The following is a 23,633-nucleotide window of genomic DNA, read 5'->3' on the forward strand; positions in this document are numbered from 1 at the left end:
ATTGGTCACTTCGTAACCAGGATGACCCATGATGGCGTAACCCAGCGTGCTTTTGCCGGAACCGTTGGGTCCCATCAGGGCGTGAACTTCCCCGCGACGAATTTCCAAGTTCACGCCTTTAAGAATCGGCTTGCCGCCGACGGATACGTGCAAATCGGTAATACGCAAAGCTTCGGGCATGTTGGATTTTTTGGTTATGGCGACCATGGTTCGTTGGAATGTCTTAATGATAAATGACTAATTTCGAATGAATGACCAATGACCAAATCAGCAGCAAACATCCATTGGTCATTGGGATTTCGTCATTGGTCATTCTGTTTTTTATCCGGTGATTTTTTGGTGATCGTATAGTGGCGGAATGTCTTCCGGGGCTTGGACGTAACCGCTGTGGTGCGGCAAGGGCAATTCGTCTTCATTCTTTTCGCCCAGGGCGGCAAAGCTGAGTTCCGGTGCGTGCTTCCGCGTAAGTTTGTGTCCTTTGATCTTGTCTTGAATTCGCATTAAACCTTCCAAAAGTGCTTCCGGCCGAGGAGGGCAACCGGGAACGTAGACATCGACAGGAACTACCAGGTCGACTCCTTTCACGACGTGATAACCCCATTTGAAGTACGGTCCGCCGCCGGTGGTGCAAGCGCCCATGGCGATGACGAATTTGGGATCCGGCATCATGTTGTACAAGCGGCGCACACGGCTGGCCATTTTGTAAGTGACCGTGCCAGCGACAATCATCAAATCAGCCTGCCGTGGCGTGGCGCGAAAAGCGCCGGCGCCGAAGCGATCCATATCGAACCGGCTGGCGCCGGTGGCCATCATTTCTATGGCGCAGCAGGCCAGACCAAACGTGAGCGGCCAAATGCTGGATTGGCGGGCCCAGTTAATGGCCTGCTCCACCGTGGTGGTGACCACGTTTTCTTCAAATCGCCCTTCAATCCAAGGTTGCGTCATCGTAATTCGGTCCTTGCGACGATAGTCGGGAAACTATAAGCCCGTTAATATAGCCGTTCGTTAATTTGTTTCAAACCGGCAGCAAGTGGCGCCATCCAAGCGACAATCGCTAAGCCGAACATTTTCTCCCAACAACTCGGTAAACAACATTTTTTCGACTGCACAAATACCCCGGTCTTGCTCGGCCAATTCGGGGTACGGGCAAGCATGGGCCGTTAGCACGGGAAGCGGATTCGATTTGCCCGCCTCGGTCGGAAATTCCACGGCGAAGGGCAAATTGCGCTCGGCCATGAGCGCTGAAATGCTTTGCATTCGCTGCTGCGTGTTGTCTCCCTGAACCTCACCCTGATACATCTCGGCCATGGTTTTGGCGAGGCGCTCCAATAAGCCGCGGCGAGTGGCGGTATCTTTCACTGCACGCACTTCCCGCCACAAAGCAATCGTCAAATCGGGAAAATTGTGGGCGGTTTGACGACGACCCTTTTCGGTGAGCAAATACCGATGGCTGGGTCGACCCCGGAGCGGCTTGGCCGTTTCCCGTTGAATCAAACCTTGATTCATGAGCCGCATAAGTCTTTGCCGCACCGCCGTGGCGGTGACGTGCAAAGCGGCCATGATTTCGGGAATTCCGAGCGGGCCCTGCTGCTGAAGCAGGTTAATTAGGCCACGATCGGAGTTGGAAACACGATTTTCCACGACAAAATCCTCGTTTAACAGCGATTCTTTGCTATCCGCGAACTACCCAATTCTACCCGATCCGGCATTTTTGACAAGCATCTATGCGAAAATATAAACTATGGCTGGCTAAATAGTTGCGTATAAAAAACTGCGGTAACATGGGGGTTCTCTGGGGTGTTTAGTACCGCGGGAAATAAAGCTCCACCGCAGCGTGGAATTCCGCCGGGGTAGAAACCCGGGCGACGCTGGCGCGGAAATCGCGCGCGCCGCGCCGGCCTTGGGCGTAGCAGCAGGCGAATTTTCGCATCAAAACGGTGCCACGCTCGGGGCCGAACCGTTGGCAAACCAATTGATAATGATGATCCAGCAGTGCATGCTCTTCGCCTGGCGTTGGGTCCGGCGGAATTGGCTCGCCGCGCAAAGCCGCCGCACATTGCCGAAACAGCCACGGTTTACCCAAGGCGGCTCGGGCAATCATCACGCCATCGACGTCGTAGTTTTGAAAAGCATGCAGCACTGCCTGGGGTGAATCCAAATCGCCATTGCCAATTAGCGGCATCCGCTTGAGATGCGGCTTGATCGAGGCAATTCGCTCCCAATCGGCATGGCCTTTGAAAAAATCTTGCGCGGTGCGGCCATGCACGGTAAGTGCCGCGGCGCCGGCCGATTCGATCGTCGTGGCAATTTCGATGGCTGTGATGTTATCGCGCGTGCAACCCAAGCGAATTTTGGCGGTTACCGGCGTGGGATAGCATGCTTCCACCACGCGCTGCACAATCCGGCCTACTCGCTCTGGATCGCGCAGCAAATACGATCCGCTGTGAGCGCGCTGGGCGACGTCTTTTACCGGGCAACCGAAGTTAATATCGACCACGCTCACCTGGTATTCGCGTGCCAGGCGATGACCGACGGCGGCCAACGTTTCTGGATCGTTATCCCACATTTGCACGGCCAGCGGGCGGGGCTCCTCGGCCACGCCCCATAACCGATCGGGGGCCTCGGGCAATTCTTGTTGATTCATCCACGAAAAAGCGCGGGCCGAAACCATTTCGGTCGCCTGCAGGCCAACGCCGCCAAATTCGCGCACCACTTGTCGGTAGGCATAATTGGTAAAGCCGGCCATCGGAGCCTGCAACAGAGGCGGCTCGACAAGCAGGGGCCCGATTCGCAGCGGGCGAATTTCCGGTAACGCGGCGATCGAAGATTCGTCTGGCGCGGGGGGAGCCAAGGTCATCGGTGGAATGCGCATGGGTGTTATCCTACAATGCGGCGACTGGCCGTCGAAAGGCCGTTGTTCGATCCTTTGAATGCGAGCGCCCCAGCGATGAAATCGTCCCTTGTTCCCGGATTGAAAGCAGAAGTGCGGCACCGGGTCGTTTCCCAGGAGTTGCTGAGTGCAATTTTTTCCGATGCGCCCCCCGTATTTGCCACGCCGTTTTTATTGGGGCTGATGGAACAAGCCTCGGCGCTAGCTATTTATCCGCATTTGGATGCTGGCGAAGCCTCGGTTGGTTACGACTTCGAGTTCAAGCATCTGGCTCCCACCGCGGTCGGCGACACCGTCATTGCCACGGCGGAAATTACCGCCATCGACAAGAACATGGTCACGCTGAACATTGAAGCCCGCGATCAAACCGAAGTGGTCAGCCGGGGCACGCACGTACGGGCCATCATTGATATGGAACGATTTTTGAAGCGCGTGAAGCGGAAGGCGCCGGCATAGCACACGGCGCTGGCGATCCAAGCCGTTCACATGAGGGTTACGATTACCGTCCTTCGCCGTAACGCCCATAGCGTTCGTCCGCTGGCGGCGCGGCAAAGGGATCGGGCTGCTGATTTGGTCGCTCCGACGGTTTTGCTTCGTACGGCGGGGCGGTCGTTATGTTGCCGGAGAACGTGCCGCTGGACAACATGGAATTCGGCGCAGCCGGCTGTGCAGCGGCTCGCTGCGGCTGGTTGTTGCGTGGTTCAATGCTCCGTGGTTCACCGCTCCGAAGTTCACTGTTGCGCGGCATGACGACCGAACGGCTGGCGGCCGATGAAGTATGGAATTCTTCCTGCGCTTCGCTTTCGATTGGCCGCAGCGTGCTGGGAACCCAGCCACCGTTGCCCGGCGCGGGTGGCGGCGGAAGCTCCCGCGATTTTACGCTAAGCATGCCATTGGGCTCCTGCGAATTATTAGGCGCAAACGTGCTGCCAGCCGGCCGCTGTGGAACGGCCGTCAATCGCTCTGCCGGCTTGGCGTGGATCAGCATGGCCACGAATTTTTCCGGAGGCGTGCCGCCGCTGGCGGCGCTGACGGCATACTCGGCAATGTCGAGGTTGTATTGCAGCACGGCATTCAAAAATTCACGCCGCTGATTATGCAAATCGTCGATGCAGCCTAGCACGGTGCGCAAATCAGCCTCTTTTTGAACATAGGCTTGTTCCGCATAATGCACCGAGCTGCGGGCCGATTGCACGGCGGCGGCGCGATCGTTGATGATCTTCACGCGCGCCGGCAGCACGGCATCGATCTCGCGGGTGCGACCCACGGCCGGACGGTTGCCAAAGAGCGCATCGAAATACGTCCGATACGGCCCGACCAGCGGCTCATCGGTCGCCAGCAAAGCGGGATTTTTTGTCGCCGCGGCCTCCGGGCCGTTTTCATACGTTAAGCTCGAAAGGGTGCGCCCGCGACCAATTAAACTCGTCAGGGTTACTTGCGAGCGAATGACTGCCAGCTCCGCCTCATGCGTTCGAGCCGAGGCGGCGGCACGGGCAGAGCTTAAAATGGGCTCTTCGACCGGCCCGCGATTGGGGACGATTTTTTCCAGTCGCTGCGTTTCATCCAGGGCCCAGTTGTAATCGCCGATGGCACTGGAGAGCCGCCAATACGCACTGACAGCTGCCAACCATTGCGATTGATCTAAATTGGAAATTGCCGCGGAGAGCGATATTTTGGCGCCGGATAAACTCCCAGACGAATTGGGCGCAAGCGACGTGGTTAGCAATTCGGCAGCGGCGCGGGCGGCGGCTTGTTGCCCTAAATCGATGGTGCCTTCCGTGGCGGGAATCACTTCTGAATCATTGATTACCGGCGGGGTGCCCGGTGGCATTAAAGGATTGCGCAATGTCGGAGGTGCAGGGCGCGTCAGGCTTTCCGCGGGAGGCGCTGAAATGGCATCTTTTGTGACGGAATGACTTGGCGGCGCGGTGAGTTGGACCGGCGCATCCATCCTTTGTAAAGCCTCCGGCTCGCTGCTGGAAATTTCGGAATTGCTGTTAATGCCAATCGGCGCGGTAATGGATTCCTCATACTGGGCGGGCAACACGCCAGAGGGCGCCGTAACACCGGCATTCATTGGCGGCACGGCGCCGACATTCGTTGGCGGTACAGATGTCGTTGGGTTCAGCGGCAGCGCGCCGGCAGTTTGCGCAGCGGTGAGTGTGGCTGGCGCAGCGGCGGCAGGTGCAGCAGCAGTTAAACCGCTTAATAGCGGCGGAACCGTTGTCGCGGCCATCGCACCACCAGTCGGGCTAACCGGGCCTGAAGACGAAACCGCAGGAGGATTTGTCGTTGGGGCGGCCGCAGCAGGCGCACTGCGACGCTTCATGACCGAGACTAAGGGTCGCGCCTGGGAACCGGTGCTGTTTGCCTCTGCCGGCAAAGTCTGATTCGCTGCGGGGATGCTACTCTGGGCCTGCGGTGCGACAACCTGTGCGCCAGGAGATTGCGCGGCAGGAATTTGTGTGCTTGGAACTGCAGGGACCGCATTTTGCGCTGCGGAGGGATTCCACAGCGGAGCTGGGCTAGCGTTCAATGCCGATTGCGGGACGCGTGAGCCGGGGGGAAAGGGAATGGTATTTCCGGGATCTTCCCCCACGCTAACTTGAACGGTAAGCAACCAGGCCACGCATGCCAACGATGAAAGCTTCATCGGGACCACCTCATATGGTCAAAATATCCGCCGCAGCGGGAAATCCATTTCGCGGCCCAACAGCGTGACACACCCGGGCCACTGGGTCAATTGCAGTCGCCCGTGCTAGCACGACGCGCACTGGGGCGAACCGCGCACACAACTGCGCTGAACAATAGAACTGGCGACTAAACCGTGCCCCAATGGGGCATTAACGCATCAATTAATGCCGGCTTCAGAGAAGAAGAACTAACAGCAGTAGCCGTGCTTGTCGTAGCGACCGTATGCGTCAGGCTACCGGACAAAGTGATGCTGCCAGACGTCGCGCCCACCGGTGCGGTACTGAGGTTCAAAGTGCCGGTAATGATTGTGCTGGAAACGCCTGGAGAGGAATTCATCATCGTAACCGATCCGCTCGATGCGTTACTGTGCGCCAGCGGATTGATGACCACCGCGACGGCTACCGCCTGATCGAACTCGAAAGGATTGGAAGCGATGCCATTGGCAACCACAACCAGGTTGTACGTGCCCGCCGGCATTCCCGAAGGCAATGTGAAATCGGCCGTCTCCGTGGTTGCGCCGGTTTGCACGCCCGAAGAACTCCAATTAAAGCTGCGGGCATAATACACCAGGCCGGTGACCACATTCGTCAAGCGAACGATGGGATAATTGCTGGCGTTGGCGGTAATATCGCCCGACGAAGAACCGTCGGACATGCCCGTCAATTGCAGACCGGTCACGGTAAAGGTGCCGTCCATATTATCGACAACACTTTGGACGACGGGACGCAAACTATTTTGAATGGTGCTAACGGTCGGCGTATAAATTTGCAACGTGCCCGGTCCACCAATCAGCACCTGGCCCGTGGGCAAATCCACCATGTTGAAGCGGTTGGCATTGGCAATGGGCAGCGACGTGGGAGTTACATCCGTGAACACCTTGGTCGTGGTGTTAAGTTCGTACAGAAATGTTGGCGGGGGAGACGTGTATTTTGCTCCCGTAAGATCGAACGTCATCGGATCGAACGTGTAATTGACCGTCCCCTCGGGAGACAATGTGATCAGAATATCACCGTTGGGCAGGACAACGCCAGGATTGCCGGTGGCGACCAACGGAGTGGTGATCGTATTAATCAGCCGTTCGGGCTCGGCGGGACCGGCAGTCCATGCGCCGGCGCCACTGTTGGCCGTGGGATCGAAATAGGCGGTGGCTCCATCGGCCCCGAACATAAAGGCTTGCCCATTGGGAAGCAGGAAGGCGGGCCCAACAAAGCCAAGTTGATTGAACGTGGCTAGCGGCGCGGCCGGCTTGATGGTGCTGAGCGTGCTGGCATCGGTCCACGTCTGGGTTGTCGGATCGTAGATTTCTGCGACCAAGAAGTTATCGGAGCCGCCGACCACGGCATCGTACGACAGCACATCGCCATTGGCCAATTTCATCCAAGAATCGCCGCTTTGCACGAATGGATAAACCGGCGAAGTGGTCGAACCGCCAGCGCTGGGAGCTCCGGTAAATTCCATGCTGCCGGCGGTGGGACTCCACGTGCCGGTGGCCGGATCGAACAAATAGGTGGCATTGGTTGTGGCTGAGCCGGCCAGCACGGTTCCATCGGGCAGCACTTCGGACGGGTTCTGGCCGATGAAGGTTTCTGGAAAATCGCCCACCTGCGTCCAAGTGTTCGCCACAGCGTCATAAATTTCCGTGGCAGCCGGGTCGGTCATGTCGGCATCGGCGCCGCCATAGATTAGCACGTCGCCGTTTTGCAGCACGTCGGTGGAAGCGCCCAGGCGTGCCACAGGGTCAGGCGCAAGCACGGTCCAGGTTCCATCGGAAAAATTCCCAGCAGCGTCGGGAGTGAGCTTGTACCACGCTGTGCTGGCCACGCCATTGCCTCCTTGCGCCAGCACGGAGCCATCAGACAACAGCACCATGGCTTGAATACTGGTGGGACCCGTTTTGGCGTTTGTGGCCGCGATTTTTTGCCAGGTGGGAATGACCGGCAACGTAACGGTCAAGTTGTAACTGGGATTGATGGTGCCCAAGTAACCGTAGACGTGAACGTAATACGTTCCAGCCGCCAAACCCAGCAGCGGAATCGATTCGCTATTGCCAATGCCCGTGGAGGTGGCAATGGGCTTGATGGGCTTGCTGGGGCTAATGGCCGAACCGGCTAAGCTCCACAGCTCAAGTTCCAAATCACCTTGCAATTGCTGAAAGGCGATGGAAACCGATTCCGTGGCCGTGCCGGTGGACGTGATGGTGAATTTATACCAGTCGTCGCCATCTACAAGCGCTAAATTGCTCAACGTTTTGGCCGTGTTCAGAATACCCAGGTTGTACGCCAAATCGGTATTGATTATCGGCTGGCCGTTGCTGAAACCAAAGACGACGGAATTATTGTTCGTGGAATTGACGGTTTGACCGTTGAGCAACCCGCCCGTGACCTTTTCTTCCGGATCGTCCGGGAAGGCGGTTCCAGGACCGTTGATTGTCCACGTATAACTTCCTTGGGGCGAGCCGGAATTGTTGGTGATTCCAACGAAATAATGCGTGCCGGCGATCAAGCTAATCGCCAAGCGGCTGTCAAAATTGCTGGACGAAATGTCATTAATGTACTTGAGCCTGGCTCCCGTGGCGGAAAAAACGCCCAACACGGAATTCAAATTACTGCTGGGCGTGGTGGCCGAGACAACGTAATTGCCGCTGATGCCGGCGGTGAAAGAGTAATAATCGATCTCGCTGTTGGAGATAGCAGCGTTTCCCGTGGCGCTGCTGGAAGCATTCAGCTTCACGGCCGTAAAGACCTTCGGAACCGCAATGGTGGCCGGCGGCGCTGCAACCCACGTTAGCACTCGGCGATCTTCCAGCGATTCGAAATAGGTGCGCCGGGGCCGCAAGTTGGCGCCACGATTTTCCGATGCCCAACGACGCACATGCTTACGCTTGGTCATGACCTGTTCCTCAATTGCAGCACATCAAAGATGAACGCCCTGCTGGCAAAGCCATACGTGAAACTCCCACGCTCTCCCGGCGAGACACCCTAGCGAAGGGGAAGAGGTTTGAGACACTTCCAGATTAAGAAATATGGTAGCTAGACACAACCACGATTTCAAGCAAATCGTTCACGATTCTAGAGTTGGGACGGCTCGCGAGAACAAATCCACCGCCTGCCAAGAGAAGCAGCCGCTTCGGCCCGTGCGGCCGCGGTTTCCAACTCAGATCGGCCAAGCAGCCGCCGATTACGAGGGAGAGTCAAGATACGGGTCTTGGCCCATCTGCACTAGGATTTTTTTGCGCTCTTTTTCGTGATACATCAGCGATTTGCGGTCGCGGAAATAACGACGCTCAATCCGCCGCTGCGCTTTTTGAAATAGCAGCGCCAATTCGTCGAAGGGCCCAGGCGATCGCTTGCCGCGCTCGCTCAGTTTGTTTGCCTTTTTGGGACCCAGGCCAAACAGCAGAATATCGTCGTCCAGCGCTAAATACTGGCAGTACGAGCCCGGATCACCCTGCCGACCGCAGCGGCCAACCAACTGGCGGTCGACTCGGGCCGCATCGTGCAGCTCGGTGCAAATGACGTGCAGGCCGCCCAACTCGGCCACGCCTTCTCCCAGGCGAATATCGGTGCCGCGGCCAGCCATATTGGTGGAAACGGTGACGCGGCCCGGCTGACCGGCCTCGGAGACAATTTTTGCCTCGGTGGCAATTTGGCGCGCGTTAAGCACCTGATGCGGCACATCGGCCGCAGTGAGCAAGGCGGAAAGTTTTTCCGATTTATCGATAGAGCGCGTGCCGATGAGCACCGGGCGGCCGGTGGCACGCACTTCCGCCACTTCTTGCACCAGCGCGGCAAACTTATCGTCTTCCGTGCCGAAAATGCAGTCGGGCAGTTTAGCGCGAATCGGCGGGCGATGCGTCGGAATTTGCACCACGCCCACTTTGTAAATCTTCCGCAATTCGCCGGCGCTGGTCGCGGCCGTGCCGGTCATGCCCGCCAAACGCGGATACCGTAAGAAGTAATCTTGAATGGTAACACGGGCGGCGTGGCCAGTAGCGAGAGTTACGTCGACATTCTCCTTGGCTTCGATGGCCTGGTGCAAGCCGTCGCGCCATTTGCGTCCTTCGGCCAAGCGGCCTGTAAATTCGTCGACAATGACAATTTCGCCTTCGCGAACCACGTAGTGCCGATCGAGAATGAACGATTTATCAGCTCGCACGCTGCGCTCAATGGCGTCATACAGCGACAACATGCCGACCTGCTCTACCCAACCGCTGCGCGGCAAGCTGCGAACAAAGCGGCGACCTTCGGCCGTGAGCTCGGCGGTTCGCTTTTCGTAATCGAATTCGTAATGCTCGTCTTCGATCAATCTTGGCGCGGCGGCCGCGCTCCATTTGTACAATTCGGCCTCGGCTTTTTGCGCCTCGTTGGGCAAGGCGCTAATGATCAGCGGCGTGCGCGCTTCGTCGATGAGAATGCTGTCGGCTTCATCAACCAGCACAAAGCTGGCAGGACGCTGCACCGGTTTTTCGCTTTCGCCGGAGCCGTGGCCCAGCATTTGGGCCACAATGTCGGTCTGACCTTCGCTCGTGCGGCGCATCAACAGCCGATCGCGGAGAAAATCGAACCCGAACTCGTTCGCCGTGCCGTAAGTAATATCGCAAGCGTAAGCCTTACGGCGCTGATCGGACGGCATTTGCGATTGGATTACGCCGACCGTCATGCCCAAGGTCTCATAAATGGGTCGCATCCAGTTGGCATCGCGCTGAGCCAAGTAATCGTTCACCGTGGCCAAATGGACCCCTTCCCCGGTGAGCGCCGCCAAATACAGCGGCATGGTGGCCGTCAAGGTTTTGCCTTCGCCGGTTTGCATTTCGGCGATGGCCCGATGATGCAGGGCAATGCCCCCCAGAACTTGCACATCGAAGTGCCGCATATTCAGTTTGCGGCGCCCAGCCTCGCGCACCAGCGCGTAGGCCTCCGGCAGCAGTTGATTCAACGATTCCCGGCTCTTGGCCCGATATTTCAGTGCCAAGCTGCGCTTGCGAAGCTCTTCGTCGGTTTGCTGTTGCAGCTCCTCTTCCCGCGCGCCAATTTCGGGCACCAATTGTGCCCAGTGCGAAAGCTTCCATTTCGTCGGGGCCGTGGGCCACGAGGTAACTCGATCGAGCAATTCTTGGCTAGCAACTGGCACAGAAAAGCAAGCGGGTAATAGAGCAAGTCGTAACCAGCGGCATTGGCACGATGATTCGCGCCCAGCACCTTGTGCGTTGAAATACCGCTCCTTTTGCTATTCTACGACACCCGGCGTCATTTGTCCGCATGCTTTTCGTACGAAAACCCTGCCGCCCGCGCAAAAATGGTTTGACCGGCATTATCCACCCGTTTAGACTGGTAAACTGATCGAGCCGGTCGGGTGCGGAGGCAAAACACGCAGAATTTAAGCTGTCGCCAAATGAGATGGAACGGTTCTGGCGCAAGACGCATCCCGTGGCCCAGTGGGGCGCCGGCGGAGAACTTCGAAATGCGGATGTTGCGACTCATTGCCATCTTGTCACTTTTGGCCGCACCGAATTTCGGCTCGGCCGCCGTGCAAACGTTGCCGACGTATTCGTTGGACTGGGTGCAACAATTCGGCACCAGCGATTGGGACCAGGCCTTTGGCGTCTCGGCCGATAACACTGGCAATGTTTACGTCACGGGCGAAACGGCTGGCTCGCTGGAATCACTGAACGCTGGATTATACGACGGTTATTTTGCAACCTTCGACAATCATGGGACGGCATTGCAAACGACCCAATTTGGCAGCCCCGGCAACGACGTAGGCACCAGCGTATCGGCCGACGGTTTGGGAAACGTGTTTGTCGGTAGTTATACCCAATCGCCGCTAGGCGGACCCAATAACGGCGGGTACCGGGGCCAACTTTTCGACCTTGCCCCGGACGGCACACAGCAGTGGAGAAGGTTTATCGGCCCGGCGCCAACCTATGCGTACGGTGTTTCCGCCGATGGCCAGGGAAACGCTTACGTTGCCGGTTACACAGCTGCGACGCTCAATGAAGCCAACGCCGGCGGCTACGATGCCTTCGTGACAAAATACAATTCCAGCAGCAACGCCTTGTGGACGCACCAGTTCGGCACCCCGACGCAAGATCAAGCCTACGGCGTGGCCAGCGACGGAGTAAACAGCGTTTATGTGACGGGCAGCACACTGGGTTCCCTCGGGGGAGCGAACGCCGGCGGCTACGACGCCTTTCTCACGAAATATGATGCCAGTGGAAATGTGCAGTGGACGCAGCAATTGGGCTCGACTGGCAACGACATCGCTCAAGGAGTTTCGGCAGATCATTCGGGCCGTGTGTACGTGGTCGGCAATACTTCGGGATTGCTCGGCGGCGGAACAAACTTCGGATTGAGCGATGCTTTCATCAGCAACTACAACTCGGCCGGCGCGCTGCAATGGACGAAGCAATTTGGCACCTCGGGCAACGATTTTGCCAACGGAGTCGCCACCGATGCCCGGGGGAACATTTTCGTCGTGGGCGCTACGCAGGGTTCTCTCGGCGGCCCAAGCGCCGGTGGTTATGACGCATTCCTGAGCGAGTTTAACGTCAGCGGCCAATTGTTATGGACTCAGCAATTCGGAACCGACGGCGACGACATGGCCACGGCGGTATCGGTCAACGGCATTGGTGAAGTTTTTGTCACCGGCAACACAACCGGTTCGCTGGGAGGGCCAAACGCCGGCTCGTACGACGTCTGGCTGGCTCGATTCTCGCTTCCAGTAATTAAAGGCGATTTCAATCGCGATGGCGTTGTCGATAGCTCAGATATTGTCGCCATGCTCAGCGCCTTAAACAATTTGCCGAATTACGAGACCAGTAAGGACCTCTCTGCGTCCGATTTAATCTCGCTTGGCGATTTCAACGGCGACAATCAGGTGAACAACGCCGATCTTCAGGGGTTCTTAAATTTCTTGCTCAGCGGCGGGGCATCGGTGCAAAGTGTGCCGGAGCCGGCAGGCTTTGTGCTGTTGGCACTGGGCGGATTGTTAATCGCGGAGGCGGCAAAAAGGCGCAAGTTGAGCGTGCCGAAAATTAGCGCATCGGCGAAGAACTAAATGCCGCGCCATTGGATTGGACTGCAGGCTGCAGCGAGATTACTGGCGGCGGCGGAAAAGTTGATGTTGGCGCCGTCGCAGGCGGGAGCTCCGAAATATCCAGAATCCGCGTGCTGGCCGATGGCGAGTTGGATGTGGTTCCCATTGCCCCTGAGCTGTTCTGCCACTGATTTAACGTGGGGGAAGAATTGCTTCCGCTTTGGGGAACTGCCGAAATCGAGCCGCTGGGCTTAAACAAACCTGGGGTTGTGTTGCCGGCGGTAAGATTGGTCGCTGTACTTGTGCTAGACGGTTCGACAATTCGAATGGGGTTCTGCGGCGCGATCGATGGCGACAATGTGGTCGCACTATTTGAACTGCTGGAGTTCGGAGCCGTAGTGGCCGCACTTTTGCCGGCCGGCTCCCAGTGCGTGGCCGGCGTGACCGCGCTGCCAGACGATGCTGCCGGCGCGGCGGCTGGCGGCGGCCCGGCTAAAGTCGGAGTGCCTGTCGTTGGCGGCGGAGCCAAGGTTGGCGTGCCGTATTGTGGCGCGGCAGCCATTCGCGGATAGCCAGGGTACGGAGTTCCGCCCGGCGGGCCGTATGCCGGTCGTGTGGCGGCAGAAATCGGGGATGCCGCCAGATTGGACGGCAACGTGGCCGGGGTTGGCTGCGGCGAGACCGCAGACACATTCGGCGTAAATGTCGAAGACATGCCACCAGCAGGTGCAGGCGAAAAATTGCGCGGCATGGTCGGAACGCCACTGGCCGGGGCCGGTCCGCCCATTGGCGGGCTCGTCATCGGCGGACCAGTAACCGGCGCGGTTGCCGGCGGCACGCTATAACTTCCCGCCGGCGCGCCATAATATGGCTGGCCTGGTGGCGGCGTCGCTGTGGCCGGCGGTGGAACAACGGTCGGTCCCAAAAACGGATCGTTCACCGGCTGCGCGCTGCGGCATCCGGTGCACAGGGCCATCACCACGAATAGGCCCAAGAACCGCTTCATCGGGGAACTCCTTTTCACACGAACAACCGTTGCCCGCGCGAGCACATTGACAATTTGTTTGACGACCACCCTGGGCCCCGAAGAAATCTTGCTGCCACGCCTGAGATAGGGGCGAGTAGATTAACGAAATCGTCTGATTTGTCCAGATCGAATTTGCCCCGGTACCGCGGCCTACGGCCAATAAAAAAACGGAGAGTGCGAACACATTTTCCGCTACTCTCCGCGAAAGAGAAATAGCCACAATTACTCGCTGACAATTCGAGTGCTAGCAGTGGTGGCAATTTCTTCCGATTTCACAAACGGATTGATTAACAATTGCGCCGTGTTCGCATGATAGGCAGCCGTGCGCGCCGACGTAGGTTTGGCCGGCTTGCTTTCCTTATTTTGCGGCACGTACGGATTGATCAGGTCCTGCGGCATATCGGCAGTGACTTCCGGCGTCATCGTTCCCGGCGGATAAGCAAACGGGCTCCAACCGTAGCTGCGCGGCACGGGCTGGCTGTAATAAACCGGCGGGAACATGGAAAAGTACGGCACTTCTTCCACGCGGGAACCGTACAAACCCCACGGGAAATTGACGCCGCAACCGCCCCATCCACCTCCGCCGCAATACGGATTTTGGGCCGACGCCGGCGAAGTGCAGCACAGCGCTGCCACCGCGAACACGGCCACGGCCATTGAAAAAATTCGTTTCATTGCCAGGTCCCTCACAGAATGTAAAACAACAGTGTAAAACTTATTTCAGTGCATCGCGGAACGCCATCTTCTACACTAAACAGCCATCTAAGTGGTTACAACAGTTCGCCGATAACCATTTGCTGGTTATTCTGGCCAACCGAGTTTGTGCGACCCGCAAAACGATGACCAACCTGCCAGCCAAAAGCTCGATTACTACTGAACTTAAAGCGCAAGCGGCACATTTGGGCTTCGATTTGTGCGGCGTGTGCCCTGCTGTTGCTCCGCCGGGAGTCGACCGCTTGCACGCTTGGCTGGCCGCTGGTTATGCAGGGCAAATGCACTATTTGCCCAATCGGGCAGAAGCGGCCAGCCACCCCCAACATGTGCTCGAGGGCGCTCGCAGCATTGTGATGTTGGCGATGAATTATCGCACCGCCGAACCAGCCGATGTGCAGCTAGGGCAGGGGAGAGTATCGCGCTATGCTTGGGGAGCCGACTACCACGATCTCATCCGCGGACGGCTGACCGAATTGACCAACTGGCTGAAGGCGTATTTGCCCGGCGTCCATGCGCGCGGCGTCGTCGATACCGCGCCGCTTTTGGAACGGGAATTCGCGCAATTAGCCGGCCTCGGTTGGATCGGCAAAAACACGTTGCTGTTGAACAAGCAATTGGGAAGCTGGTTGTTTCTGGCTGCGCTGCTGACGGATGCGGAATTAGAGTACGATACGCCGCATGAAACTGATCATTGCGGTACATGCCGGGCTTGCTTAGATGCCTGTCCCACGGGTGCGTTTGTCGATGCTTACGTGCTCGACGCCCGGCGCTGCATCAGTTATTTGACCATTGAATTGCGGGAATCCATTCCCGAGGAGCTTCGCAGCGGCATGGGTCAATGGCTGTTCGGCTGCGACGTGTGCCAGGACGTTTGCCCATGGAATCACCGCGCGCCGGTCTCCACCGAGCCAGCGTTTCAGCCTACGGAAGGCATGAACGCCATCGACTTGGCTGCCCTGTTCGATTTGGATGACACGGCGTTTCGCGCTCGTTTCCGCCACACGCCGCTGTGGCGGGCTAAGCGCCGTGGACTGTTGCGCAACGCTGCGATGGTGTTGGGCAACCATCCCGACGCGGCTGGTTTATGTGCACTAATGCGCGGATTAAATGACAGCGAGCCGCTGGTGCGTGCGGCATGTGCTTGGGCGCTGGGGAATTTTAAGTCGACCAACGCAGATGAAGTTCTAAAACGGCGCAGGAAGATGGAACCAGATGACACAGTATTGGCCGCAATTGCCGCAGCGCTCAGATCGGCTATAATCGAATAGCAGTTCCACAACGGTTCCAGTTGCCACGCGAGTCAATTTTCAATGGTCATCATTACTGCTAATGAAGTTGTCCAGGCTGCACTTGCAGGCATTGCTGAAAAAGCTGAAATTCGGGACTCGCAGGGAAAGCTTATCGGCTATTTCGAGCCCTCTGATGTAAAAAAACAATTGCTTGAAGAAGCTCGGCAACATTTTGATCCGGACGACATTAAGAACCGCAAGACGGTAACCGATTCCGGCGTGACTACCAGCGAGATGCTGGCCCATCTTCGCTCGCTCGCTCCGGAGCAGTGATGCGCTATACCGTCACCTGGCGAACGGATCTAAAGAAAAACTGGCGCGCATCTGGCTTGCTTCCAGTGATCGCCGTTCGCTTTCAGCTGCGGCTGATCAAATCGATATCTTATTAGCCAATATGCCGGAAACTGCAGGCGTGGATTTTTACGGCGACTATATCTTAGCGATTCCCCCACTGGCCATCGTCTATACCATTTCTGCTGCCGACTGCATCGTGCAGGTCATTGGCGTCTATCATCAAGGCGGGCTCGGCGAGCCAGAGCTTTTCAAATTGCGCAATCGGCGGTTTCGTCAACTTCTATTTCCGGATGACGGCCGGGCAAATCTTCGGCGTAATAGGCATCGAGCACGCTCTGCAATTCGTGCGGGCGGCGGACCGCAATAAAGGCGTCGCGCACCACCAGCGACTGTGGATGCAGCCGGGAATACTTGATGCCGAATTTGCGCATTTGCCGGCCACAGGCTTCGGTGCCGTAAATTTCCGCCGCCAGCCGATAGTGTTCCGCGATGATGCGCCGCTGCTCGTACAATGTCGGCGGTTCGGGCAGCGGCAATCCGGCAGCCAAAGCGCGAACTTGTGAAAAAATCCACGGATTGCCAATTGCGCCCCGGGCCACGGTGACGCCGTCGACCCCGGTGTAATGCAGCATCTCCAAGCATGCTTGCGGAGTAAACAAATCGCCACTGCCTAGCATCGTGCGCTGACCGGCGTGTTGCTTCACTTCGCGCAAGAAATCCCACGAGCTGGGGCCAATGTACCGCTGCTGCACCGTCCGGCCATGCACCGTGATGGCCGCTACGCCGCGGGCGAAAGCGCCGTCGAAAATCGTGAAGAACTTGTCGCGGCTTGCGGCACTTTCGTCCAGGCCGCGGCGCATTTTCACGGTGACGGGAACATGCGGTGGCACGGCCTCGCGCACACGAGAAACAATTTCCAGCGCTGTTTCGACCTGCCCCAACAAAAATCCGCCGCGGCAGCGGCCCAAAACTTTTTTTACCGGGCAGCCGAAGTTGATATCGATGATGTCAAAGCCCGCCTGGACCAACCGCTGCGCCGCAGGAGCAAAATCCTCGGGATTCGCGCCCATCAACTGGCCACCGACAGGATGTTCTTCGTCCCCCACGTGCATGCGGCGGTTGCTTTTTTTAGAGCGACCCGCAGTGACAACAAATTGATCCAACAGCACTTCGCACAGCGTGTATGGCGCGCCGAGGCGGCGGGCAATCACGCGCATCGCTCCGTCGCTGTAGCCGGAGAGCGCCGCTTGGACAGCAGGGAAGCCAATGTCAATGTTGCCAATGCGAAGCGGCGCAAAATAGCGGGCAGAAGACACGAGGCAGTGGGCGGAAGTTTCGCTTGCAGCGCGTGATTCGACGGTGGCCATGAACAACATTCTGCGCAGCGTTTAGCTTTTAGTGCAACACCGGACAGGTGTCGAACCATTCGCGGCCTTGGGCTTGCATCCACTGCGTCGATTCTTCCGGGCCCCACAGGCCGGGCTCGTAAGTGCACAGCTTTGGCTCGTGGCGCTCTTGCCACGTTTTAAGAATGGGGTCGATGACGCCCCAGGCGGTTTCCACTTCATCGGCACGGGCGAACAAACCGGGATCGCCCTGCATCGCATCCAGCAGCAGGCGTTCGTAAGCCTCGGGCATGACGCCGTGAAACTCGCGCTGAAAGCTGAAATCTAAATCGGTCTGCCGCAATTTCATGCCAGCGTCGGGTATTTTGGTCTGGAACAAAAGCTGAATCCCTTCAGCCGGCTGCACCTGAACCACTAACCGATTGCCGCCTTGAATGCCGCGCGGCCCGCCGGGAAACAACATCAGCGGCGGGGCGTTAAACTGGATGACAATTTGCGACGTGCGGCATGACATTGCTTTGCCGCTGCGCAAATAAAATGGCACGCCTTGCCACCGCCAGTTTTCCACACACAGTTTGGCCACAGCGAATGTGGCCGTTTGGCTGTCGCCGGGAACGTCTTTTTCTTGGGTGTAACCCCGATATTGCCCGCGAAGCGTGTTTCGCACCACTTCGTCGGGCTGCATTTGGCGAATGGCGGCTAGCACTTTTACTTTTTCGTCGCGCACGGCGTCGGCCTGATAATGGGCCGGGCATTCCATCGCCGTCATGGCGAGCAATTGCAGCAAATGATTTTGAAACATGTCGCGCAGCACGCCGCTTTTATCGTAATATCCGCCACGATGGCCCACCGTGACTTCCTCGGCTGCGGTAATTTGCACGTGATCAATGTAGCGGCGGTTCCAAACCGGCTCGAATATGCTGTTGGCAAAGCGCAGCACCAACATGTTCTGTACGGTTTCTTTGCCCAAATAATGATCGATGCGGTACACTTGCCGCTCGGCGAATACTTTGTGCACAGCGGCATTCAAATGCTGGGCGCTAGCCAAATCGGTGCCGAAGGGTTTTTCGATGATCACGCGGCGCGGGCCTTGGGCTTCGTCAGCCAAACCGGCCGCGCCGAGTTGCGCCACCGCCTGCTCATAAAGCTGCGGCGCCGTCGAAAGATAATAGAGCCGCGTGCTTTGGCGACCCTGTTCAATTTCGTCGAGCAGTTTGGCCAGCGCCGTGAAATCGGCAGCCTGACCAATATCGCCCGGATGATAAAACAGCGCTGACGCGAATTGCTGCCAAGCGGCGGCATCCCACTCTTTCTCGGCGAATTTTTGTGTCGTGGCGGCTAAATCTTTTCGCCAATCGTCGTGGGAAAACTTAGTCCGCGCAACTCCGACAATGCGTGTGCCTGGCGGAAGCCGCTCCTTTCGGGCCAGCGAAAACAACGCCGGAATGAGCTTGCGGCTGGTGAGATCGCCCGAGGCGCCGAAAATAACAATGGTGCTGGGCATGGCGGCGCCTCCGTGGGAAAGAAATTTAAATAGTCATGGAAGTGAAACCGCCGTCGACGTACAGTTCGGCGCCGGTAATGAAGCTGCCGCAGCGCGGCGAAAGCAACAACAATGCCGCGCCAATTAATTCGTGGGGCTCGCCAAAGCGGTTCATCGGCGTGTGCCGCATAATATTTTCTACTCGAGTTTTATCGAGAATTTTTCGATTCTGCTCGGCAGGAAAAAAGCCGGGGCACAGCACATTCACGCGCACTTTGTGTGGAGCAAATTCTCGAGCCACGTTTTTGGTGAGATTCACCACGGCCGCCTTGGAGGCGGAATAAGCAAACACCCGGGACAGTGGAACACCCGACGAAACGCTGCCGATGTTCAAAATGGCGCCACCGCCCGATTTTGCCAGGTGCGCGCCAAAAATCTGGCAGGCCCAATGGGTGCTCGTCAGATTGGTGAGCAGGACACGCTGCCAATCGTCGTCGGTTGCATCCGAATATGCTGTGGCCGAATTGACGCCGGCGCAATTCACCAGCAAATCGACACGGCCACACTGCTGGAGCGTCGCGACGAGCAATTCTTCGATCGATTTTCGCTGCGTCACATCAACCGGCAGGAATTTTGCCTCCCCGCCGAGTTTGGCGATCGAGGCTACCCGCTGCTGCCCACGCTCTTCGCCGCGCCCGGCCACGACGGTCAGCGCGCCTGCCTGGGCAATTCCCTCGGCCAGCGCGCCTCCCAGCACGCCGGTGCCGCCGATTACCACGCACACCTGGCCCGAAAGGCTGAACAAATTTTCGACGAAAGATTGAGTCATGGTTGTCATTTCGGTTGGCGGCGCAGATGGAGCCATTCGGTGTGGAATGTGCCGGATTTGTCGACGCGCTGGTACGTGTGCGCGCCAAAGTAATCGCGCTGGGCTTGCAGCAGATTGGCAGGCAATCGCTCCTGGCGAATGCCGTCGTAATATGCCAGCGCGGTCATAAATGCCGGCGTCCAAATTCCCAAATTCACGGCGGTGGTGACCGCATGTCGCCACGCGGTTTGTGCTTTTTGGAGCACATCGCGGAAATAAGGCGCTAGCAGCAAATTTTCCAAGTTCTTGTCGCCATCGAAGGCCTCTTTGATGCGTTCCAAAAATGCCGCCCGAATAATACAGCCGCCGCGCCACAACAGGGCGATGCTGCCGAAATCGAGCGGCCACTTATGTTCTTTGGCGGCGGCCTGCATTTGCACGAAGCCCTGCGCGTAGCTGCAAATTTTGGAAGCGTACAAGGCTTGGCGAACGGCTTCGATGAACTGCTTGGGATCGGCCTCGTAACGGCCGGCCGGGCCGTGTAATACTTTGCTGGCGCGAACACGTTCTTCTTTAAGCGCCGACAGACACCGAGCATAGACGGCTTCGGTGACCAACGTGCTGGGCACGCCCAGGTCGAGGGCCAGTTGACTCATCCATTTTCCCGTGCCCTTGGCGCCGGCGGCATCGAGAATCAGGTCAACCATGTCGTGGCCGGTCTCTGAATCCTTCACGCTAAAAATATCGCGTGTAATTTCGATCAGATAACTGTCCAGTTCGCCCTTGTTCCACTCAGCAAACACGTCGTAGAGTTGCTCGTTCGTCAAATTCAGTCCGGAACGGAGCATGTTGTAGGCTTCGCAAATCAATTGCATGTCGCCGTACTCAATGCCGTTGTGGACCATCTTCACATAGTGGCCGGCGCCGCGCGGACCGACCCAGTCGCAACAGGGAATATCCCCTTTCGGCCCGACTTTGGCCGCGATGGCCTGGAAAATCGGCTTGATGATAGGCCACGCCGCGGGCGACCCGCCGGGCATGAGACTGGGGCCTTTGAGTGCGCCTTCCTCGCCACCAGACACGCCGCTGCCGACGTATAGCAATCCTTTGGATTCCACATATTGCGTGCGGCGTTCGGTATCGGAAAACAGCGTGTTGCCGCCGTCGATGATGACATCTCCCTTTTCCAAGAGCGGCAGCAATTGCTCGATGAGTTGATCGACCGCCGAGCCAGCCTTGACCATGAGCATGACTTTTCGCGGCCGGCTGAGATTTTTGACCAGTTCCTCCAGTGAATGGCAGCCGACGAATTTTTTTCCCACGGCACGGCCTTTGATGAAATCGTCAACGACCGTGGTGGTGCGGTTGAACACGGTCACACGAAAGCCGCGGCTTTCGACGTTCAGCGCCAAATTTTCGCCCATCACGGCCAAGCCGACCAGTCCGAAATCACAGTTCACGATTTTTTCTCCCACGGCGGTCGATCGGGCAAGTAGGATTCAAATTCGGCCAATAATTTTTGCTGATACTCGCCGGCAAAAGTGCCTTTGAGAAAGCGCTCGATGCCTTCATCGTGGAAGCGCTTCCAACTGACTTCTTCCGCGCCGGGATTGATCGGGAAATACAAGGCGTGGTTAGCTTGGGCCGCTTTGTAATCGCCGGGAGCATCGCCGATCATTAGCGTGTGGTGGGCATCGTATTTTTTGGAAACGCCCAGCAGTTCCTTCTTCGTGCCTAATTCCTGGCCGCAAATGGCGACCACGTATTTTGCCAAATCGTGCTCTTCCCATTCGCGCTTCAGCGCCTCGGTGGGCGTGGCGGAAACCACGAGCAAATCGGCATGTGCTTTCAGTTTTTCCAAACTTTCGCGCACGAACGGAAACGGCGGCACCCAGCGAACGATTTTTTCCACCGCTTCGTTTACTTCCTTGCTCCAAGCGATGGCCTGCTGGAGATCGGGATGGCCGGAAGTTTCCGCCGCTTTGGCCAGCGCCGGATTGGCAAGCTTGGTTTCGACTTTAATCCACTCGACCAAACCCTGCGGCATGGTGATTTTAACGCCCCGGGCTTGCACTTCCGGCCGCAGTTGTAGCCACTCCAAGGTTTCGATGAGCGCGGGAAACCGATTGATGCCGCGGCTTTTGGAATACAAATTCACAAACTCCGCCGCCTCACGGGCGTACTTGCTGACGCCCTGCAGACCGTAGTGGTTGATGATTTGCGGAATGAAGCACTCCTTGTGCTTCAACTCCATCGTGTCGAAAGCGCAGCCGTCGCTGTCGATGCCAACGAGGAATTTGTGCTTGGGCGTGAAGTCGATCATGTTAGTGACGCGTAAGGAGGGCTAACGCGACCAACGGTCGCGGCTTTATGAGAATGCAATTATTTCTTGCGATCGGCTTGAGGAATATACTTGGGCAACTTCTGTTCGGCATAAATCGGTTTGAACTTTGTCAGCCGCTGACGACCGTCCAGCATGGGGAGCGAGACCATGTCGTCACCGACTAGTGGGCGGCAGTAACGGACAAAATCGTCGGTGACATCACAGCCGTTTTTGGCGATCCAATGCTTGGGGAACGTGCGATCGGCGGCGGCCACTTTTTCCAGCGGCACTTTATCGTACCGGGCTGAGTAAATTGTACCGGGCTCGCGCAAAATGGTAGCCATGAAGCCCCCTTCGCCGCGGGCGGCCAACAGCGCAGCCATTTGGCCGCTGCGGTAAGCTTCTTCCAGGTCGACGGTCGAAGCATAGGCCGTGGCATGGCGCTGATCGGTGCCGGGAACATTGCCCCGGGCCGCGCCTTTGGCGGCCAGTCCGACTTTGTTCAAGTGATTGACCACGATCTGCCCCACAGTAAGTTGGCTGGCACTGAACGAAGTATGGCCGAAGGAATCTTTCATTGCGCCGATGTCCCCCACATCGAACCCTTCGCTAATGACGACCACACAGCGCCCCGATTTTTTCAACTCGTCGTTTACGTTGTTGGCAAGTTGGGCCAGCGTGCAGGGACTTTCGGCCAAATAGATTTGCAGCGGCATTTCGCGAGCTGGATCAGCCAGCCGGGCAGCTGCCGGAATATAACCGATTTTGCGTCCCATGGCTTGCATCACCAGCACCGGATCGGCCGGCGAGCTTCCGGCGTTTTCTTCGTTGGCATTTTGCACCATGTGCATCCAGTATTTAGCGGTGCTGCCATAGCCGGGCGTGTGATCGACCAGTTTGAATTCGCTGTCGCCCACGTCGTTGTCGATGGTTTTGGGCACGCCGACGGCGATGAGATCCAGCCCACGCTCGCGCGCCAGGGCGGCAATTTTATGGGCGGTGTCCATCGAATCGTTGCCGCCGATGTACAAAAAGTAGCCAATGCCGTGGGCTTTCAGAACTTCAATGGTGCGAGTGAAATCTTCCGTCTGTGCCGGCTTGAGCTTGTAGCGGCAAGTGCCAATGGAGCCGGCGGCCGGAGTAAACCGCAGGAGCGAAACTTCCTCTGCATCCTGCGCAGAGAGATCGAGCAATTCCTCTTTCAATACGCCTTCGATGCCATGCCGAGCTCCGTACACGGCGCCAATTTCGGACATTTGGCGCGCGGTTTCGATGATGCCGCGCAGGCTGTTATTGATAACGGCACTGGGCCCGCCACTTTGGGCCACGACCATATTGCGAGGTTTGGGCATGTGAGCGTAGGCGGCATGCGGTAGGCAGCGGGCCGCCTGCAGAAAACAATTTGATGGCGTATGGAAACTGCGAATCGGGCATTTTAACGCTTGCCAAGCGGCGCAGCAATGCGCCCGCGGCAGCAGAAAAAGCCCCAGGCTGCGCCACACTCAACACGCTCTTTGCGGCTATCGCAGCGGCGATGCCTGCGTGGCCTGGTCGGGCACGCCGGAGCGGAACATCAGCAATTCGTAATGGCTCAACTGGCTATCCAAATGCCGATGATCCAGCCACCAACCAATGGCCAGCGCCACCACAAAAACCAGCCAGAACAGATCGCGAATGGTAAAGCGAAAACGCATGCTGTTGGCTCCGCCAAAATTGAACTCGCCCCAATG

At 57.5% G+C, this 23,633-nt stretch carries 20 protein-coding genes; 4 read left to right on the plus strand and 16 right to left on the minus strand.

What is annotated here, in order from left to right:
* The 4 genes from VFE46_13565 to VFE46_13580 all read right to left on the minus strand — a co-directional run.
* On the minus strand, positions 1–180 hold a 180-nt coding region (locus VFE46_13565; protein ID HZZ29021.1), incomplete at its 3' end, for an ATP-binding cassette domain-containing protein.
* A gap of 141 nt (positions 181–321) precedes the next feature.
* Positions 322–945, minus strand: coding sequence for an NADH-quinone oxidoreductase subunit B family protein (locus VFE46_13570; protein ID HZZ29022.1), 624 nt, complete (start codon positions 943–945; stop codon positions 322–324).
* Positions 946–1,005: 60 nt separating this feature from the next.
* Positions 1,006–1,641: a winged helix-turn-helix transcriptional regulator gene (locus VFE46_13575; protein ID HZZ29023.1), complete on the minus strand. Its 636-nt coding sequence runs from the start codon at positions 1,639–1,641 to the stop codon at positions 1,006–1,008.
* Between the two features lie 160 nt (positions 1,642–1,801).
* Positions 1,802–2,857: a tRNA-dihydrouridine synthase gene (locus VFE46_13580; GenBank protein HZZ29024.1), complete on the minus strand. Its 1,056-nt coding sequence runs from the start codon at positions 2,855–2,857 to the stop codon at positions 1,802–1,804.
* A 90-nt stretch (positions 2,858–2,947) separates the two neighbouring features.
* On the opposite strand from VFE46_13580, the gene VFE46_13585 reads away from it, so the two are divergent.
* Entirely contained in the window at positions 2,948–3,346 is a 399-nt protein-coding gene (locus tag VFE46_13585) for a thioesterase family protein (GenBank protein HZZ29025.1), read from the plus strand.
* Between the two features lie 43 nt (positions 3,347–3,389).
* Here VFE46_13585 and VFE46_13590 read toward each other — a convergent pair whose 3' ends face one another.
* The 3 genes from VFE46_13590 to VFE46_13600 all read right to left on the minus strand — a co-directional run bounded on the left by VFE46_13590 (position 3,390) and on the right by VFE46_13600 (position 10,714).
* On the minus strand, positions 3,390–5,543 hold the full coding sequence (locus VFE46_13590; GenBank protein HZZ29026.1) for a hypothetical protein: 2,154 nt from the start codon (positions 5,541–5,543) through the stop codon (positions 3,390–3,392).
* 167 nt (positions 5,544–5,710) lie between these two features.
* Positions 5,711–8,473 carry a kelch repeat-containing protein gene (locus VFE46_13595; GenBank protein ID HZZ29027.1) on the minus strand — a complete coding sequence of 921 codons (2,763 nt, stop codon included), beginning with the start codon at positions 8,471–8,473 and terminating at the stop codon, positions 5,711–5,713.
* Positions 8,474–8,761: 288 nt separating this feature from the next.
* The gene (locus VFE46_13600) at positions 8,762–10,714 is read right to left on the minus strand and encodes a preprotein translocase subunit SecA (GenBank protein ID HZZ29028.1); all 1,953 of its coding nucleotides are present in this window, start codon (positions 10,712–10,714) and stop codon (positions 8,762–8,764) included.
* 336 nt (positions 10,715–11,050) lie between these two features.
* On the opposite strand from VFE46_13600, the gene VFE46_13605 reads away from it, so the two are divergent.
* Complete coding sequence (locus tag VFE46_13605; GenBank protein HZZ29029.1) at positions 11,051–12,640, plus strand: SBBP repeat-containing protein; 1,590 nt, start codon at positions 11,051–11,053, stop codon at positions 12,638–12,640.
* Here VFE46_13605 and VFE46_13610 read toward each other — a convergent pair.
* Positions 12,618–13,625 carry a hypothetical protein gene (locus VFE46_13610; protein HZZ29030.1) on the minus strand — a complete coding sequence of 336 codons (1,008 nt, stop codon included), beginning with the start codon at positions 13,623–13,625 and terminating at the stop codon, positions 12,618–12,620. The genes VFE46_13605 and VFE46_13610 overlap by 23 nt on opposite strands.
* A gap of 243 nt (positions 13,626–13,868) precedes the next feature.
* Positions 13,869–14,321: a hypothetical protein gene (locus VFE46_13615; protein HZZ29031.1), complete on the minus strand. Its 453-nt coding sequence runs from the start codon at positions 14,319–14,321 to the stop codon at positions 13,869–13,871.
* 164 nt (positions 14,322–14,485) lie between these two features.
* Between VFE46_13615 and queG the strand changes: the two genes are divergently transcribed.
* Complete coding sequence (gene queG, locus VFE46_13620; protein ID HZZ29032.1) at positions 14,486–15,628, plus strand: tRNA epoxyqueuosine(34) reductase QueG; 1,143 nt, start codon at positions 14,486–14,488, stop codon at positions 15,626–15,628.
* Between the two features lie 42 nt (positions 15,629–15,670).
* Entirely contained in the window at positions 15,671–15,922 is a 252-nt protein-coding gene (locus tag VFE46_13625; protein ID HZZ29033.1) for a hypothetical protein, read from the plus strand.
* A gap of 269 nt (positions 15,923–16,191) precedes the next feature.
* Here VFE46_13625 and VFE46_13630 read toward each other — a convergent pair whose 3' ends face one another.
* The 7 genes from VFE46_13630 to VFE46_13660 form a co-directional block, all read right to left on the minus strand.
* A complete protein-coding gene (locus tag VFE46_13630; protein ID HZZ29034.1) occupies positions 16,192–17,259 on the minus strand; it encodes a tRNA-dihydrouridine synthase in 1,068 nt (355 codons plus the stop codon).
* Positions 17,260–17,338: 79 nt separating this feature from the next.
* Positions 17,339–18,793, minus strand: coding sequence for a glucose-6-phosphate dehydrogenase (zwf, locus tag VFE46_13635; GenBank protein HZZ29035.1), 1,455 nt, complete (start codon positions 18,791–18,793; stop codon positions 17,339–17,341).
* 25 nt (positions 18,794–18,818) lie between these two features.
* Positions 18,819–19,601 carry an SDR family oxidoreductase gene (locus tag VFE46_13640; GenBank protein ID HZZ29036.1) on the minus strand — a complete coding sequence of 261 codons (783 nt, stop codon included), beginning with the start codon at positions 19,599–19,601 and terminating at the stop codon, positions 18,819–18,821.
* Positions 19,602–19,606: 5 nt separating this feature from the next.
* Complete coding sequence (gene gnd / locus VFE46_13645) at positions 19,607–21,043, minus strand: decarboxylating NADP(+)-dependent phosphogluconate dehydrogenase (GenBank protein HZZ29037.1); 1,437 nt, start codon at positions 21,041–21,043, stop codon at positions 19,607–19,609.
* Complete coding sequence (locus tag VFE46_13650; protein HZZ29038.1) at positions 21,037–21,903, minus strand: HAD hydrolase-like protein; 867 nt, start codon at positions 21,901–21,903, stop codon at positions 21,037–21,039. Before VFE46_13650 ends, gnd begins: the two co-directional genes overlap by 7 nt.
* Before the next feature lie 59 nt (positions 21,904–21,962).
* Positions 21,963–23,255, minus strand: coding sequence for a diphosphate--fructose-6-phosphate 1-phosphotransferase (locus VFE46_13655; GenBank protein ID HZZ29039.1), 1,293 nt, complete (start codon positions 23,253–23,255; stop codon positions 21,963–21,965).
* Positions 23,256–23,423: 168 nt separating this feature from the next.
* Positions 23,424–23,597, minus strand: coding sequence for a hypothetical protein (locus VFE46_13660; GenBank protein HZZ29040.1), 174 nt, complete (start codon positions 23,595–23,597; stop codon positions 23,424–23,426).
* Positions 23,598–23,633: the final 36 nt, after the last annotated feature.

This window comes from Pirellulales bacterium, from assembly GCA_035656635.1.
Lineage (GTDB): Bacteria > Planctomycetota > Planctomycetia > Pirellulales > JADZDJ01 > DATJYL01.

Coding starts and splice junctions, on each gene's coding strand:
- VFE46_13655 (HZZ29039.1), bottom strand. CDS start 23,255: ATGCCCAAACCTCGCAATATGGTCGTGGCCCAAAGTGGCGGGCCCAGT.
- zwf (HZZ29035.1), bottom strand. CDS start 18,793: ATGCCCAGCACCATTGTTATTTTCGGCGCCTCGGGCGATCTCACCAGC.
- VFE46_13650 (HZZ29038.1), bottom strand. CDS start 21,903: ATGATCGACTTCACGCCCAAGCACAAATTCCTCGTTGGCATCGACAGC.
- VFE46_13570 (HZZ29022.1), bottom strand. CDS start 945: ATGACGCAACCTTGGATTGAAGGGCGATTTGAAGAAAACGTGGTCACC.
- queG (HZZ29032.1), top strand. CDS start 14,486: ATGACCAACCTGCCAGCCAAAAGCTCGATTACTACTGAACTTAAAGCG.
- VFE46_13585 (HZZ29025.1), top strand. CDS start 2,948: ATGAAATCGTCCCTTGTTCCCGGATTGAAAGCAGAAGTGCGGCACCGG.
- VFE46_13595 (HZZ29027.1), bottom strand. CDS start 8,473: ATGACCAAGCGTAAGCATGTGCGTCGTTGGGCATCGGAAAATCGTGGC.
- VFE46_13590 (HZZ29026.1), bottom strand. CDS start 5,543: ATGAAGCTTTCATCGTTGGCATGCGTGGCCTGGTTGCTTACCGTTCAA.
- VFE46_13625 (HZZ29033.1), top strand. CDS start 15,671: ATGGTCATCATTACTGCTAATGAAGTTGTCCAGGCTGCACTTGCAGGC.
- VFE46_13615 (HZZ29031.1), bottom strand. CDS start 14,321: ATGAAACGAATTTTTTCAATGGCCGTGGCCGTGTTCGCGGTGGCAGCG.
- VFE46_13580 (HZZ29024.1), bottom strand. CDS start 2,857: ATGACCTTGGCTCCCCCCGCGCCAGACGAATCTTCGATCGCCGCGTTA.
- VFE46_13640 (HZZ29036.1), bottom strand. CDS start 19,601: ATGACTCAATCTTTCGTCGAAAATTTGTTCAGCCTTTCGGGCCAGGTG.
- VFE46_13660 (HZZ29040.1), bottom strand. CDS start 23,597: ATGCGTTTTCGCTTTACCATTCGCGATCTGTTCTGGCTGGTTTTTGTG.
- VFE46_13605 (HZZ29029.1), top strand. CDS start 11,051: ATGTTGCGACTCATTGCCATCTTGTCACTTTTGGCCGCACCGAATTTC.
- VFE46_13610 (HZZ29030.1), bottom strand. CDS start 13,625: ATGAAGCGGTTCTTGGGCCTATTCGTGGTGATGGCCCTGTGCACCGGA.